Genomic DNA, 16,656 nt, shown 5'->3' with positions numbered 1-16,656 from the left:
CATTTTGAAATCGGTATAACTTGTTTTTCACTCGTTATCTAAGGCGGTCGTTTAGCATTAAATCGGGAGCATGAAGCCCTTTCCTGCTTCGGATTTATTGCTAAAGCCGCCGGAAAATAAAATGTACGGAGGTAAATTAAATGAATCAGATGAAAACATTTGACAACTACAGAGTTTTCAAGACCATGTTCGCAGGCAGAGAGCTCGTTGTTGAAACAGGCAAGACCTGTGAGCTTTCCAACGGTTCCTGCTGGGTAAGATACGGCGAAACTGTAGTTATGGCAAACGTTACCGCAAGCGTTAAGCCCAGAGAGGGCGTTGACTTCTTCCCTCTTTCCGTTGACTACGAGGAAAGACTTTATTCCGTAGGCAGGATCCCCGGTTCCTTCATGAAGAGAGAGGGCAAGCCTTCCGAAAAGGCTATCCTTACTTCCCGTGTTGTTGACCGTCCTATCCGTCCTCTTTTCCCCAAGGACATGAGAAACGACGTTTCCGTTGTTATGACTGTTCTTGCTGTTGATCCCGACAACTCCCCCGAGATCGTGGGCATGATCGCAACATCTATCGCTATTTCAATTTCCGATATTCCCTGGAACGGCCCTATCGGCGGCATCAGCGTTGGTCTGGTTGACGGCGAGATCGTTCTTAACCCCACTCTCGAGCAGAGAGCAAGAAATGACCTTAACCTTACTGTTGCAGGTACCAAGGACAAGGTCGTTATGATCGAAGCAGGCGCTAACGAGGTTGACGATGACACTATGCTCAACGCCATCATTGCAGGCCACACCGAAATCAAGAAGCTGGTCGATTTCATCAGCGATATCCAGGCTCAGATCGGCAAGAAGAAGTTCGAGTTCGAGTCCATGGAAGTTGACCACGATATGTTCGATGCCATCGAGGAATTTGCTGCTGACAGAGTAAAGGTTGCTCTCGATACAGATGACAAGAACAAGCGTGAGGAAATGCTCAATCCTATCAAGGACGATATCCACGCTAAGTTTGATGAGCTTTATCCCGAAAAGACCGCTATAATCGACGAGTGCATCTACAAGCTCCAGAAGAAGATCGTAAGAAACTGGCTCTACGAGGGCAAGCGTGTTGACGGCCGTGGAATCGATGATATCCGTCCTCTGGCTGCCGAGGTAGGCGTTCTTCCCAGAGTACACGGTTCGGGTCTGTTTACAAGAGGTCAGACTCAGGTTCTTACAGTTGCAACTCTCGGCCCTGTAAGCGACGCTCAGAAGATCGACGGTCTTGATGAAGAAGATACCAAGAGATATATGCACCACTACAACTTCCCCTCCTACTCCGTAGGTGAGACAAAGCCCTCCAGAGGCCCCGGAAGACGTGAAATCGGTCACGGCGCACTTGCTGAAAGAGCACTTGAGCCTGTTATCCCTCCTGTTGAGGAATTCCCCTATGCACTGAGACTTGTTTCCGAAGTTCTTTCCTCCAACGGTTCCACATCTCAGGGTTCTATCTGCGGCTCCACACTGGCTCTTATGGACGCAGGCGTGCCCATCAAGGCTCCCGTTGCAGGTATCTCCTGCGGACTTATCACCCGTGACGACGGAAGCTTCCAGACTATGGTAGATATCCAGGGCCTTGAGGACTTCTTCGGCGACATGGACTTCAAGGTAGGCGGTACCAAGAAGGGTATCACCGCTATCCAGGTAGATATCAAGGTTGACGGACTTACCTACGATATCATCAAGGAAGCATTTGCAAAGACTCACAAGGCAAGAGATTATATCCTTGATGAGGTTATGCTCAAGGCTATCCCCGAGCCCCGTCCTGAGGTTGGCAAGTATGCTCCCAAGATGCTCCAGACCAAGGTTCCCGTTGACAAGATAAGAGAAGTTATCGGTCAGGGCGGAAAGGTTATCCAGAAGATCTCCGCTGACTGCCAGGTAAAGATAGATATCAATGACGACGGCAACGTATTCATCAGCGGTGTTGATATCAACAACGCACGCAAGGCTCTCCAGATCGTTAACACCATTGCAAACGATCCCGAGATCGGCGCTATCTACCGTGGTAAGGTAGTAAAGCTCATGAACTTCGGTGCATTTGTCGAGATTGCTCCCGGCAAGGACGGACTTGTTCACATCTCCAAGCTTGACAAGCAGAGAGTTGAAAAGGTCGAGGACATCGTTTCCGTTGGCGACGAGATCGTTGTTAAGGTAATGGAGATCGACAACCAGGGCAGAATAAATCTTTCCCGCAAGGACGCTCTTGCTGACCTTGAGGCAAAGAAGAATTCTCAGGCTTGAGTTTAATACGATATTTTCAGAGGCGCACTCCAAGGCTTTCTTGGGGTGCGCTTTTTGTGTGTATGATAAAAATTCGACAATTTTCGACATACAGTTTGACAATATGAGCGCTGCGCATTTGTGCAAATATACGATTTTAATAGGAATGATTGACAATTGTAAATTTGAATTGTATAATAGAAATGATGAAATGTTCATCAAATATGACATGTTTAGGAGGTCGCTTTATGAAGTCAAAAAAAATGTTAAAAAGAATGATTGCAGCAGCACTATCAACTGCTGTGATGCTGACAGCTGTTGCACCTGTGACTAATGCTTAAACGGTTTATAAAATGAAAAAAGAAACTTTAGGAATCACTTAAGTGTCTGTGACTATGGAGGTTATTATTATGAAAAAAAGAGGAACAAGTAGAATTATTGCCGTACTTTTGTCTGTAATAGGAACTATATCATTGTTTTCAAATACAGTTTCAGCTCAGACAATTGAGAGTATTCCTGCTGGCTTATCACAGAAAGAAGTTACACCCAGAGGCTTGGTGTCACTGCCTGCGGGTACCTATTATTGTCTGTCGACAGGTCGCTCTGATTCATATATTAACATTTCAACTGATGGAATATCATGTACTTTCAATAATGTATATTCGACTGAAAAAAATTCATTTGTGTCAGGAAGTGGTAAACATACATATTCAGCAAGTCCATCGTTTACGTTTTATTTAACAAGCTGGACGTATTATGGACAATCAACGGTTCATACGGGACCTTCAAACTGGATATATATTGAAACAACATATAGTGGAGGAGATTTTATTTTAGCGAATGGCGAAATATATGTAAGAAGCTAATGAAAAATTTTTCTTTTGTTTAGTGAAGTGCTTTTTATGCTGATATTGCGTATTCTACCATTAAGTGATTTAAGAAGGATAGTATGCAGGAGAAATTTTTATGAAAAAGGGATTTATTATCGGCGCTGCGGTATTGCTTTGCTCTGCATTGGGCGCAAGCATTTATCTCAGAACAGCCTTTGACCCGAAGCCTGCCGAGGGGCTTGATTATGATGACCCGCCGACACGTACAGAACTGCTGGCTGACCCTGCGCTTCGTGAAAAGTGGCTTGTGGAGCCTGATTCCATATATGACCTGTATTTGGGACAGACAGAGGGCGGCGTCTGCACTCATGACGAAAGCTTCACCGAGCCTGTTATCCCCGAGGGAAAATATTATCCCAACGGTGACAGGAACGCCGATTATTACATGGAGATAAAGAACGGCACATTCTGCCTGAGATGGCAGGACGGCAGTGTTGCTTCCGATGACCGTGTATGGGGCGGCGAAAGGGAATACAAGGTCGTGACCTTTCATTATGCTGATAGTGTCATACTGTGCAGCGAGTGGCATGAATACACCGACGAGGAACGGGAGCAGAACGGAACGCTGGACAGATACAGCGTTATCCACGGCGTTTCGGTAACATTCCGTGACGGCAAGGCATATATAATGCCCCCTGCGTTCAGAGCGGGGGAGGGCAATGTTATCCGCACCGACCCGTCGATGCAGCTTTCTATCCCCGATGAAAATATCTGATACAAAACGGCTTGTGCGTTGGCATGAGCCGTTTTTATATTCGGGTTGGTTACAGATCTCCCGAAAAATTAAAATATTGGCGCTAATGTTCTAAAAAACATTGATGAAGAAGCTGTGACACACCGTCACGCTGCTTGACATAAAAGGTCAGGTATGTTAAAATTATATAAAAACAATGAAGAGGTGAAATGCTGTGGCTGTGGATATGAAGGACTGTCCTCCTTATCTCAGAGAATATATTTTTTATCTGAGAGTAATAAGGAACCGTTCGGAAAAAACTATCGAATCGTATTATATCGACCTGCGGCTTTTTCTCAGATATATCAAGGAAAATATAATATCCGCCGAAAACTGCGACATAATAGCAGATGTACCCTTTTCTGCTGTGGCAGGGATAACTCTGGCGGACGTTTACGAGTATCTTAACTTCTCCGCCGAGGAGAGGGGCAACAACGACAAGACCAGGGCAAGAAAGATATCTGCCATAAAGGGATTTTACAAGGCGCTGTGCAACAACAAGCTCACAAGCTTTCATCTGGAAAACAATCCTGTGGAACAGCTGGACGTTCCTTCTCCCAAAAAGGCTCAACCCAAATATCTGGGTCTGGACGAGAGCAGAAAGCTGCTGGAAAACGTAAGCCCCGCATCAGATTTCTACGAGCGTGATTTCTGTATCCTTATGCTTTTCCTTAACTGCGGCATGAGACTTTCCGAGCTTGTGGGACTGAACATCACCGACATAGACCTGGACGACCGCAGCATGAGACTGCTGGGAAAGGGCAACAAGGAAAGGATAATCCACATAAACAACGGCTGTGCAGAGGCTATACGCCAGTATCTTGCAGCCCGCCCCGAGGCTCCCACAGATGCGCTTTTCCTCTCAAAGCGAAAGACACGCATCAGCAACAGGCGTGTGGAGCAGATAGTTACGAGCGCTATCGACCGCATAGGCATGGGCAACAGGGGTCTTTCCACCCATAAGCTCAGGCACACGGCGGCTACACTTATGTATCAGTACGGCAACGTTGACCCTATGGTGCTCAAAGAAATACTGGGTCACGCCAGCGTTTCCACCACGGAGATATACACCCACCTTACCAACGATAACGTGCGCACTGCCATGGAATCAAACCCTCTTTCGGACGAGGGCTTTAAAATGAAAAAATAGAAAGGGCGGATCGGTATGAACTTTAATAAATCAGAACACTTTTTCAAAAGCTCCAACGGAGTTGACAGGATAGCTTATTACATCTACACCCCCGAGCCTGCACGGAAGCCCAAGGCGCTTATCCAGATCTGTCACGGAATGTGCGAGTACATCGGCAGATACGAGCATTTTATCGACTACCTTTGCGGACTGGGCTATGCGGTTATCGCAAACGACCATCTGGGTCACGGCAATTCCGTTTCGGACAATGACGATCTGGGCTATTTTGCTTTGGAGGACGGCTGGATATATCTGCTAAAGGACGTAAGAAAGGTACAGCTTATCGGAAAGTCTATATTCGGCGATGTACCTCACTATTTCCTCGGTCACTCCATGGGTTCTATCATCGTCCGCTGCGTTCTGGGCAAGTACAGCGGTGATACGGACGGAGCAATTCTGCTGGGAACTGTGGGCATTCACCCTGCCCTGCCTTTCGGCATCGCTCTGGCTGATTCGGAGATAATGCTCCACGGTGTAAAGAGCCGTTCAAGAAAGATAAATCATCTGCTTTTCGGCATGAGCAACGTTATGGTCGATGACAAGCGGACTGAATTTGACTGGATATCCCGTGATGAAAACGTTGTGGCAAGCTATGTTGCGGACAAGAAGTGCAACTTTATCTTTACATCTTCTGCTTTCAGGGATCTTTTCATGCTGGTGCAGTACTGCTCCGACCGTTCATGGTACAAAAAGGTGCGCCATGACCTGCCTGTGCTTATCATGGGCGGAACAGACGACCCTGTGGGAACCTTCGGCAGGGGAGTTATGCAGATATTCAGGAGCATGGAACGCCACGGCTTCGATGATGTTGAGCTGAAGCTCTGGGACGGCTGCCGCCATGAGCTGCTCAACGAGACAAACCGCCTGGAGGTTTATAAAAACATTTCCGACTGGCTGGAAGAAAAGCTGGGCTAACGGAGGGATAATATGTTTGCCAAGGTAAACAGTCTGGGGCTTTTCGGTCTGAACGCCTTTCCCGTTGAGGTCGAAACGGAGGTCAGCAGGGGAACGCCATGCTTTGATATAGTAGGTCTGGCGGATACTTCCGTCAAGGAGAGCCGTGAAAGAATAAGAGCGGCTTTCAGGAGTGCGGGCATTTCCTTTCCTCTGGCAAGGGTGATAGTGAACCTTGCTCCTGCGGACACTAAAAAGACGGGAAGTATGCACGACCTTGCCATTTTTGCGGCACTGCTCAAAATAACGGGCAATATAGAGGAAAATATCGACAAGACCGCTTTTATCGGAGAGGTTTCGCTGAACGGTGACGTGCGCCATGTGAACGGCGTTCTGCCTATGGTGCTGTGCGCTGAAAGATCTGGCTTTGACACGGTTTTCGTTCCCTCTGCCAATGCCTATGAGGCAAGCGTTGTGGAGGGCGTGACTGTTTACGGCATCGACAATGTTTCCGAGCTTATCGGGCATTTCAACAGGGAAGCGGTGCTTATTCCCCAGAGAAAATATGAGGTGCTGCCCGAAAAACGCTTTGATACGGTGGATTTTGCAGATGTAAAGGGTCAGCAGACGGCTAAAAAGGCAATGGAATATGCGGCTGCCGGCGGTCATAATTTGATTATGATCGGGCCGCCGGGAAGCGGAAAGTCCATGCTGGCAAAAAGGCTTTCCACCATAATGCCTGCAATGACTTTTAAGGAGTCCATAGAGACGACGAACATACATTCTGTCTGCGGGCTTGTTTCAAAGGAAAACCCGCTGGTGACAAAAAGGCCTTTCCGCTCGCCTCACCACACCATTTCGGGTGCGGGACTTTCAGGCGGTGGAACCATACCACGCCCGGGTGAGATATCCCTTGCGCACAACGGCATACTTTTTCTTGATGAGCTGCCCGAGTTTTCACGTCAGGCGTTGGAGATACTCCGCCAGCCTCTGGAGGACAAGCAGGTTACTATTTCAAGGGCATCGGGCACGGTGACATATCCATGCTCGTTCATGCTGGTGGCTGCCATGAATCCCTGTCCCTGCGGATATTTCGGACACCCCACACGCAAGTGCATCTGCGGCAAAAAGCAGGCTCACGCTTACATAAACCGCATAAGCGGCCCCTTGCTCGATCGGTTCGATATTCAGGTTGAAGTGGCTCCTGTTGAGTATGAGCATCTGTCCTCGGGGGCGAAAGAAGAATCCTCTGAAGCCATAAGAGAGCGTGTTCAGGCGGCAAGAGAGATCCAGCAGAAGCGTTTTGCGGGAACAGACATCACCTGCAATGCAATGATCACTCCCGATATCCTGCACGATGTCTGCCCCATGACAGATGAGGCAAGCGTTATGCTCAAAAATGTTTTTGAGAAAATGGGACTTTCCGCCAGGGCATATGACCGCATTTTAAAGGTGGCAAGAACTGTTGCGGACATGGAGGGTGAAGAGGTCATCGGCAAGAGCCATATCGCCCGTGCCGTTCAGTTCAGGAGCCTTGACAGGAAATACTGGAGTGAATGACTGGAGGTGCTCTTGTGGTAGTTGAAAAGAAAGCGGCGACCAATGATGAAAAAAGGAAGCTGCTGGATAATGCGGTGGCTATAGTTGAAATGGAAGGGTATTGCTTTTCCGAAAAGGACAAGGATATATGTATGCGGCTTTTTGACGGCAGACTTAAAAAGTCGGAACTGGCAGAAAGCCTAAAAAAGATGTCTGAGGAAAGGATAAGAAAAGCCAATGCCTTATGACCCTACAACTGCAAATTGTTACCCGAATTCAGCTGTTCTTATAAATAAACTTGGCCTACGTGATGACCGGACGTTAATGCAGGCGGAAAGCTACTATTCGGCAATGCGGCTAATGGAATTAGAGAATGGTATAAAGTTTGAAAATGTGGATTTTGACTTTTATTTATCCATTCACAAATATTTGTTTCAGGATATATATGATTGGGCAGGTCAGATACGTACCACAAATATTTCCAAAAAGGGGACTTGTTTCTGCCCTTATGAATTTATCCGTGAAACAGGGGAAGCTATTTTTCATAAGCTTAAACATAATAATTATTATAAAGATGTTTCAGAGCGGGAGCTTCCAAGCTGTATTGCTGAGCTTTTTGATAGTCTCAATATTCTTCACCCTTTCAGAGAAGGCAATGGAAGGACTGAAAAAGCTTTTATATCCGCATTGCTTAAAAACATTGGATATAGTATTGACTTTTATAATTGCGACAAGGATTATTTGACCATAGCAACTATATTTGCAGCTCAGGGGGTAATGGATCACCTTGTTGATTTCTTTGCAGAGAATATAGAGTTGATTGGAAAAATTGACAGGTGAATTTATAGATCATATAAATTTAAGAGGATTTCGGAACAAATTGTCCGAAGTCCTCTTATTGTTTATGTGTAATTGCGCAATGGTGTTAATATTTATACCAACGGAATTGTACAAAATGTAAAATCTGAGGAAATGAGAATGAAATCCCTTGACAAGGGCTGACAGATGTTATATAATAATATACTGTATCATAATGTAAACTTATGCCTGTTTTACTAAAGTTAATTGCGGCTTATGCTTATCATGGCTTGTTTTGCCGACACTGCGGCAGCTGCGTAAAAACGTTATGCGGCGCAGTTTCAGAATCGTTTTTTAAGCCAATAATCTTTGTAAGGGCAAAGATAGACATTATTTCTTCTAAAATTATGAGGAGGAGTCCGCCTATGGTGAATGTAAAGCCGGTGCAGCTCGGCAAGACCACTCGTATGAGCTTCGGTAAGATCAACGAAGCTCTGGAGATGCCAAACCTTATCGAGGTGCAGAAAAATTCCTACAAATGGTTTCTTGAGGAGGGACTTAAAGAAGTATTCCGTGACGTTGCCGCTATCACGGATTATAACGGCAACTTAGTTCTTAACTTTGTCGATTATCATCTTGATGAAACACCTAAGTATTCCGTTGCGGAGTGTAAAGAAAGAGACGTTACCTACGCCGCTCCGCTCAGAGTAAAGGCTACCCTTTGGAACAAGGAGACCGGCGACGTTAAGGAAAACGAAGTGTTCATGGGCGATTTCCCGCTTATGACCGAAAGCGGCACCTTTGTTATCAACGGCGCCGAGCGTGTTATCGTATCACAGCTGGTCCGTTCACCCGGCGTTTACTATTCCTTTGAAAAGGATAAGACCGGTAAGGACCTTTTTAAGACTACAGTTATCCCCAACAGAGGCGCATGGCTCGAATACGAGATGGACTCCGCCGATGTTATTTATGTTCGTATCGATAAGAACAGAAAGATACCTCTTACCACATTTATCCGTGCTCTCGGCGTCGGAACTGACCCTGAGATCGAGGAAATGTTCGGCCACGATGAGAGACTTAGCCAGACTATCCTCCAGAAGGACGCTACCAAGAACACCGAGGAAGCTCTTCTTGAGGTTTATAAGAAGCTCCGCCCCGGCGAGCCTCCTACAGTTGACAGCGCTATCTCTCACCTGAATATGCTGTTCTTCGATGCAAAGAGATATGATCTTTCCCGTTTCGGAAGATATAAGTACAACAAGAAGCTGGGCGTTGGCTCCAGAATCGCAGGTCACTACGTTGCAAGACCTATCGCTAACCCCCTGACAGGCGAGATCATGGCTGACGAGGGAGAGCTTCTCTCCTACGACAAGGCTATGGAGATCCAGCAGGCAGGCGTAAGCGAGGTATGGCTGAAGGTCGTTCACAAGGAGATCTATTCCAATCCTGCAGGCGGCGAGCCTATGAGCCGTGTTGAGGAAAAGGAAGTCAAGGTCATCGGCAACGGCATGGTAGATATCAACGGCTATGTTGATTTCGATACCGCTCAGTACGGCATCAACGAGCTTGTTTCCTTCAAGGTCCTGAAGGATATCCTTGAAAGCGCTGCCGACAAGGACGAGCTGGAGGAAATGGTAAAGAAGCGTGTTGATGAGCTTGTTCCCAAGCACATCACACTTGACGATATCTTCTCCACGATCAGCTACTTCATCAACCTCTGCGAGGGCGTTGGTACTGTTGACGATATCGACCACCTTGGCAACAGACGTATCCGTTCCGTTGGTGAGCTGCTCCAGAACCAGTTCAGGATCGGTTTTGCCCGTATGGAGCGCAGCATTCGTGAAAGAATGAACACACAGGCTCAGGACGTTGAGACCATTACACCTCAGAGCCTTATCAATATCCGTCCCATAACTGCGGCTATCAAGGAGTTCTTCGGCTCCTCGCCTCTGTCACAGTTCATGGATCAGAACAACCCTCTTGCTGAGCTTACTCATAAGAGACGTCTTTCCGCACTGGGCCCCGGCGGTCTTTCCAGAGACCGTGCAGGATTCGAGGTTCGAGATGTTCACTACTCCCACTACGGAAGAATGTGCCCCATCGAGACTCCTGAAGGACCTAACATCGGTCTGATCTCCTACCTTGCATCTTTCGCAAGGATAAATGAGTACGGCTTCATCGAAGCACCTTACAGAAAGGTGGATAAGGCTACAGGTATTGTAACCGATGAAGTTGTATATATGACTGCCGATGTAGAGGATAATTATACCGTTGCTCAGGCTAACGAGCCTCTTACCGAGGAAGGCAAGTTTGCACGTCCCAGAGTAAATGCCCGTTACAGAGACCAGATCCTCGAGTGCGAGAGAGAACGTATCGACTACATGGACGTTTCTCCTAAGATGGTCGTTTCCATTGCGACTGCAATGATCCCCTTCCTGGAAAACGATGATGCTAACCGTGCCCTCATGGGTGCGAACATGCAGCGTCAGGCTGTGCCTCTTCTCAAGACCGAAGCTCCTATCGTTGGAACAGGTATGGAGTACAAGGCTGCTGTTGACTCAGGCGTGTGCATCGTTTCCAAGCATGACGGTGTTGTTGAGCGTGTTTCCGCTGACGAGGTTGTTGTCAAGGAAGGCACAGGCGCAACTCACACCTATAAGCTCACCAAGTTCAAGCGCTCCAACCAGGGTACCTGCGTAAACCAGAGACCTATCGTTGACAAGGGCGAGGAAGTTCACGTTGGTCAGGTTCTTGCGGACGGTCCCGCAACCAGCAACGGCGAGCTTGCTATCGGTAAGAATGCTCTTATCGGCTTCATGACCTGGGAAGGCTACAACTACGAGGACGCCGTTCTTCTTAACGAGCGTGTTGTCCGTGAAGATATTTACACTTCTATCCATATTGAAGAGTATGAGATCGAGGAAAGAGATACAAAGCTCGGTGCCGAGACCATCACAAGAGATATCCCCAACGTTGGTGAGGACGCTCTTAAGGACCTCGATGACCGTGGTATCATTCGTATCGGTGCAGAGGTAAGAGCCGGCGATATCCTCGTCGGAAAGGTAACTCCTAAGGGAGAGACCGAGCTTACCGCTGAAGAAAGACTTCTGAGAGCTATTTTCGGTGAAAAGGCCAAGGAAGTAAGAGACAACTCCCTGAAGGTCCCCCACGGCGAATCGGGCGTTGTTGTCGATGTCAAGATATTCACCCGTGAGAACTGCGATGAGCTTTCTCCCGGAGTTAACAAGCTGGTAAGATGCTATATCGCACAGAAGCGTAAGATCTCCGTCGGCGATAAGATGGCGGGCCGTCACGGTAACAAGGGTGTCGTTTCACGTATCCTTAAGTCCGAAGATATGCCATTCCTTCCCGATGGTACTCCTCTGGATATCGTTCTTAACCCTCTGGGTGTACCTTCACGTATGAACATCGGTCAGGTGCTTGAAGTTCATCTCGGTATGGCTGCAAGAAAGCTTGGCTGGAAGGTAATGACCCCTGTATTCGACGGCGCACACGAGGAGGATATCCGTGAGTGCTTCAAGGAAGCAGGCATGGACGAGGACGGCAAGATCGTTCTTCGTGACGGACGTACAGGTGAGCCTTTCGATAACAGAGTTACCGTTGGTATCATGTACTACCTGAAGCTCCACCACCTTGTTGATGATAAGATCCACGCACGTTCCGTAGGTCCTTACGCTCTCGTAACACAGCAGCCTCTGGGCGGTAAAGCTCAGTTCGGCGGTCAGCGTTTCGGAGAGATGGAAGTTTGGGCGCTGGAGGCTTACGGCGCAGCTTATACTCTTCAGGAGATCCTTACCGTTAAGTCCGATGATACCGTCGGCCGTGTAAAGACCTATGAGGCTATCGTTAAGGGACAGAACGTTCCCAAGCCCGGTATCCCCGAGGCATTCAAGGTTATTATCAAGGAATTCCAGTCACTCTGCCTTGATATCCGTGTTCTTGATGAAAACAACGAGGAGATCGATCTTAAGTCCACATTTGAGGACGACGACGATGTTATCCCACAGCCTGTTTCAGATGCTGACGATTACGAGGATCTTTCTTCCTCCGACGACAGCCATTACACCGAGGACGATCTCAACGACGGCGATCTGGACGAGGGCTTCTCGCTGGTTGACGACGATGAAGAGGATTTCGGAAGTCTGGACGATGACGATGATTCCGACTTCATGCACGACGATTCAGACGATCTTATCTGATAAACCGGTTTAAAGCACAATTTTGAGTTTCTTTCCCGCTTTATGCGGGAAAGAAATATTAGATATCCAAAACTCTATTGATAAGGAGTGTAAGCTTTTGGAATTAAAAACTTTTGAGTCTATTAAGATAGGTCTTGCTTCCCCCGAAAAAATCAGAAGCTGGTCATACGGCGCTGTTGAAAAGCCTGAAACCATCAACTACAGAACACAGAAGCCCGAAAGAGACGGTCTTTACTGCGAAAGGATCTTTGGCCCTACCAAGGACTGGGAGTGTCACTGCGGTAAGTATAAGAAGATCCGCTTTAAGGGCAAGGTCTGCGAGCGCTGCGGCGTTGAAGTTACCCGTGCAAAGGTAAGACGTGAGCGTATGGGTCACATTGCTCTTGCTGCTCCCTGCTCCCACATCTGGTACTTCAAGGGCACACCTTCCAGAATCGGTCAGGTGCTTGAGGTTTCCCAGAAGCGTCTTGAAGAGGTCCTTTACTTTACAAAATATATCGTTGTTGACGCTGGTAACACCGAGCTTGTCAAGAAGCAGCTTCTCACAGAAAAGGAATATTCCGATATGTGCGAGAAGTACGAGGACGATTTCTATGCTGCAATGGGTGCGGAGGCTATTAAGGATCTCCTTGAGGACTATGACCCTGAGAGATACAATCAGTACATCGTCAAGTACATTGACCAGTTCGCTGCTGTAACAGGTCTTACCGAGCAGCAGATCAGAGACACTCTTGCAAAGAGATTTCTCGTTATCACCGACAACGGCAACAATGAGAAATATGAAGTTGGTCAGTTCGTTTCCAGAGATGAGTATAACTACGCCATCACCAGATACAACTGGATGGAAGAGGAAAAGAGAAGCGACAACTGCATCAAGGTAATCTACGGCTCCAAGTACATCGAGAAGCTGTTTGATGAAAAGATCGCTGAGGCTAACAAGAACGGCGAGTATGATGAGATCGCTGACAAGTCCAAGTGGATCAACTGCCTTGAATGGGTATCCGACGAGCTGAAAGACGAGCTGAAGGATCTGCCCGCAGGTCAGAAGAGAATAAAGCTCCTCAAGAGACTGGACATCATCGAGTCCTTCCGTCTCTCCGAGAACAAGCCCGAGTGGATGGTACTGGACGTTGTTCCCGTAATCCCTCCCGATCTTCGTCCTATGGTAATGCTGGACGGCGGCAGATATGCTACCTCCGACCTGAACGACCTTTACAGACGTGTTATCAACCGTAACAACCGTCTTAAAAAGATGCTGGAGCTGGAAGCTCCCGACATCATCATCAGAAACGAAAAGAGAATGCTCCAGGAAGCTGTCGATGCACTTATCGACAACGGCCGTCACGGCAGACCTGTAACAGGCCCCAACAACCGTGCGCTGAAATCTCTTTCCGATATGCTTAAGGGTAAGCAGGGACGTTTCCGTCAGAACCTCCTCGGTAAGCGTGTTGACTACTCAGGACGTTCCGTTATCGTCGTTGGCCCTGAGCTGAAAATGTATCAGTGCGGTCTCCCCAAGGAGATGGCTCTCGAGCTTTTCAAGCCTTTCGTTATGAAGAGACTTGTTGATACAGGCAAGTCCACCAATATAAAGTCCGCCCGCAAGAAGGTTGACAGAGCGGAGAACGATGTATGGGATGCACTGGAGAATGTTATCAAGTCTCACCCCGTACTTCTGAACCGTGCGCCTACACTTCACCGTCTGGGTATCCAGGCATTCGAGCCTATCCTCGTTGAAGGCCGTGCTATCAAGCTTCACCCTCTGGTTTGTACTGCGTTCAACGCCGACTTCGATGGTGACCAGATGGCTGTTCACCTTCCCCTTTCCGCAGAGGCTCAGACTGAGGCAAGATTCCTCATGCTGGCTGCAAACAATCTGTTGAAGCCTTCTGATGGCCGTCCCGTTGCCGTTCCTTCACAGGATATGGTACTGGGTTCCTACTACCTTACCATGAAGAAAGAGGGAGAAAAGGGCGAAGGCAAGGTATTCCGTGACGTTAACGAGGCTCTCATGGCTTATCAGGAGGGCGTAGTGACACTTCACGCTGCTATCAAGGTCCGTATCTCCAAGGATATCGGCGACAGAAAGGTATCCAAGATAATCGACTGCACCGTCGGCCGTCTTATCTTCAACGAGAACATTCCCCAGAACCTGGGCTATGTTGACAGAACCAACTCCGATAAGCAGTTTGATCTTGAGATCGACTTCCTTGTTAAGAAGGGCCAGCTCTCCGATATCATCGAGCGCTGCATAAGAACTCACGGCACAACCACTACTTCCGAAGTTCTTGATAAGATCAAGGCTCTCGGATTCAAATACTCCACCAAGGCTGCTATCACCGTTGCAGTATGCGATGCCGAAATTCCTAAGGAAAAGGCTGAGATCCTCGCAAATGCCGACAAGCAGGTCGAGAAGATCAACGCAATGTACCGCAGAGGCTTCATCTCCGCAGCTGAAAAGTCCAAGCGCTTCATTCAGATCTGGAACGGCGCTACAGATGATGTAACAACTGCTCTGAAGAATGACCTTGGCAAGTACAACCCCATCTTCATGATGGCTGACTCCGGTGCCCGTGGATCTATCAACCAGATCCGTCAGCTGGCTGGTATGAGAGGTCTGATCGCCAATACATCGGGTTCGACCATCGAGATGCCTATCAGAGCTAACTACCGTGAAGGTCTTAACATTCTGGAATACTTCATCTCCTCCCGAGGCGCCCGTAAGGGTCTGGCAGATACGGCTCTTCGTACCGCTGACTCCGGTTACCTCACACGTCGTCTGGTTGACGTTTCTCAGGACGTTATCATTCACGAGGAGGACTGCGGCACTGATGAGGGTATTGAGATCTACACCATCAAGAACGGCAACGAGATGATCGAGCCTCTCCAGGAAAGACTTCTTGGCCGTTACCTTATGGACGATCTTTACGATCCCAAGACAGGCAACCTTATCGTAAGCAAGAACAAGCTCATCAACGAGAACGATGCCAAGAAGATCGTTGACGCAGGCGTTGAGAGAGTTACTATCCGTTCCGTTCTCAACTGCCACGCTAAGCACGGCGTTTGCGCTAAGTGCTACGGCGCTAATATGTCCAACAACAATCTTGTTGCTGTCGGCGAGGCTGTCGGCGTAATCGCTGCTCAGTCCATCGGTGAGCCCGGTACACAGCTTACAATGAGAACCTTCCATACAGGCGGTATCGCTTCCGCAGAAGATATCACACAGGGTCTTCCCCGTGTCGAGGAGCTTTTCGAGAGCAGACGTCCCAAGAATGCGGCTATCATTGCCAAGTTCGGCGGCAAGGTTCGTATGGAAGAAATCAAGAAGACAAGAAACGTTATCATCACTGATGAGGAAACAGGCGCTGAAGAGTACTATCCCGTTCCTTACGGCTACAAGATCAAGGTGCGTGAGGGCGATGTGGTTGAAAAGGGTGAGTCCCTTACCGAAGGCTCCGTTAATCCTTCCGATATCCTCGAGGTTCTCGGTCAGCAGGCTGTTCAGAACTACATCATCACCGAGGTTCAGAAGGTTTACCGTCTCCAGGGTGTTGATATCAACGATAAGCACATCGAGGTAATCGTTCGCCAGATGCTCAAGAAGGTTCGTGTTGAGGAGGCAGGCTCCAGCTTCATGCTTCCCGGCTCCGTAGTTGACCGCAAGGAGATCTACGAGGAGAACCTGAAGATCAAGGCAAGAATGGAAGCAGGAGAAGAAGGTCTCAAGTTCGTTACCTTCAAGCCTATTATCCAGGGTATCACAAAGGCTTCCTCCAATTCCGACAGCTTCCTGTCCGCAGCTTCCTTCCAGGAGACCACCCGTGCTCTTACAGATGCTGCTATCAAGGGCAAGAGCGACCATCTTCTCGGTCTTAAGGAAAATGTTATCATCGGTAAGCTTATCCCCGCAGGTACCGGTATGGATGTTTACAACAACGTTCAGATCGTCAAGTCCGAAAATGCTGATCATACAGCGGTTCACTGATAACATCAATAACAAACGTTCAAGGTTCGGAGCGGCAGAGATGCTGCTCCGAATTTTCGTTATTTTACCCTCATTAGCAAGGCTTTGATAAGGATGGTAGTAGAAAACCAGTAAAATCAAGGCTTTGCAGACAGCAGGCAGACAGTGCTTTTATAA

The 16,656-nt window shown here is 48.0% G+C and carries 10 protein-coding genes; all 10 read left to right on the top strand.

Annotated features, from left to right (window positions below; all coding sequences use genetic code 11):
- Positions 1-140: 140 nt before the first annotated feature.
- Entirely contained in the window at positions 141-2,273 is a 2,133-nt protein-coding gene (locus tag OCV68_RS05575; protein ID WP_262571336.1) for a polyribonucleotide nucleotidyltransferase, read from the top strand.
- Between the two features lie 389 nt (positions 2,274-2,662).
- Positions 2,663-3,118, top strand: a complete 456-nt coding sequence (locus OCV68_RS05570; RefSeq protein ID WP_147622476.1) for a hypothetical protein — start codon at positions 2,663-2,665, stop codon at positions 3,116-3,118.
- Between the two features lie 100 nt (positions 3,119-3,218).
- Positions 3,219-3,857: a hypothetical protein gene (locus OCV68_RS05565; RefSeq protein WP_147622475.1), complete on the top strand. Its 639-nt coding sequence runs from the start codon at positions 3,219-3,221 to the stop codon at positions 3,855-3,857.
- 193 nt (positions 3,858-4,050) lie between these two features.
- On the top strand, positions 4,051-5,025 hold the full coding sequence (locus OCV68_RS05560) for a tyrosine recombinase XerC (RefSeq protein ID WP_022475516.1): 975 nt from the start codon (positions 4,051-4,053) through the stop codon (positions 5,023-5,025).
- 15 nt (positions 5,026-5,040) lie between these two features.
- The gene (locus OCV68_RS05555) at positions 5,041-5,979 is read left to right on the top strand and encodes an alpha/beta fold hydrolase (RefSeq protein ID WP_022475517.1); all 939 of its coding nucleotides are present in this window, start codon (positions 5,041-5,043) and stop codon (positions 5,977-5,979) included.
- A gap of 12 nt (positions 5,980-5,991) precedes the next feature.
- Positions 5,992-7,518: a YifB family Mg chelatase-like AAA ATPase gene (locus tag OCV68_RS05550; protein WP_147622472.1), complete on the top strand. Its 1,527-nt coding sequence runs from the start codon at positions 5,992-5,994 to the stop codon at positions 7,516-7,518.
- Entirely contained in the window at positions 7,515-7,745 is a 231-nt protein-coding gene (locus OCV68_RS05545; protein WP_147622471.1) for a hypothetical protein, read from the top strand. The genes OCV68_RS05550 and OCV68_RS05545 overlap by 4 nt, the downstream gene beginning before the upstream one ends.
- Positions 7,735-8,337, top strand: a complete 603-nt coding sequence (locus OCV68_RS05540; RefSeq protein ID WP_262571332.1) for a Fic/DOC family protein — start codon at positions 7,735-7,737, stop codon at positions 8,335-8,337. The genes OCV68_RS05545 and OCV68_RS05540 overlap by 11 nt, the downstream gene beginning before the upstream one ends.
- 383 nt (positions 8,338-8,720) lie before the next feature.
- Positions 8,721-12,515, top strand: coding sequence for a DNA-directed RNA polymerase subunit beta (gene rpoB, locus OCV68_RS05535; protein WP_022475521.1), 3,795 nt, complete (start codon positions 8,721-8,723; stop codon positions 12,513-12,515).
- Positions 12,516-12,612: 97 nt separating this feature from the next.
- A complete protein-coding gene (rpoC, locus tag OCV68_RS05530; protein ID WP_022475522.1) occupies positions 12,613-16,500 on the top strand; it encodes a DNA-directed RNA polymerase subunit beta' in 3,888 nt (1,295 codons plus the stop codon).
- Positions 16,501-16,656: the final 156 nt, after the last annotated feature.

Origin of the sequence: Huintestinicola butyrica, assembly GCF_025567215.1 — a bacterium.
GTDB classification, from domain to species: Bacteria; Bacillota; Clostridia; order Oscillospirales; family Ruminococcaceae; genus Huintestinicola; species Huintestinicola butyrica.
This window is presented reverse-complemented; position numbering and strand designations above follow the sequence as displayed.

Excerpts from the sequence above, each read along its gene's own strand:
- OCV68_RS05575 (WP_262571336.1), top strand. The coding sequence starts at position 141 with ATGAATCAGATGAAAACATTTGACAACTACAGAGTTTTCAAGACCATG.
- OCV68_RS05570 (WP_147622476.1), top strand. The coding sequence starts at position 2,663 with ATGAAAAAAAGAGGAACAAGTAGAATTATTGCCGTACTTTTGTCTGTA.
- OCV68_RS05565 (WP_147622475.1), top strand. The coding sequence starts at position 3,219 with ATGAAAAAGGGATTTATTATCGGCGCTGCGGTATTGCTTTGCTCTGCA.
- OCV68_RS05555 (WP_022475517.1), top strand. The coding sequence starts at position 5,041 with ATGAACTTTAATAAATCAGAACACTTTTTCAAAAGCTCCAACGGAGTT.
- OCV68_RS05550 (WP_147622472.1), top strand. The coding sequence starts at position 5,992 with ATGTTTGCCAAGGTAAACAGTCTGGGGCTTTTCGGTCTGAACGCCTTT.
- OCV68_RS05545 (WP_147622471.1), top strand. The coding sequence starts at position 7,515 with ATGACTGGAGGTGCTCTTGTGGTAGTTGAAAAGAAAGCGGCGACCAAT.
- OCV68_RS05540 (WP_262571332.1), top strand. The coding sequence starts at position 7,735 with ATGCCTTATGACCCTACAACTGCAAATTGTTACCCGAATTCAGCTGTT.
- rpoB (WP_022475521.1), top strand. The coding sequence starts at position 8,721 with ATGGTGAATGTAAAGCCGGTGCAGCTCGGCAAGACCACTCGTATGAGC.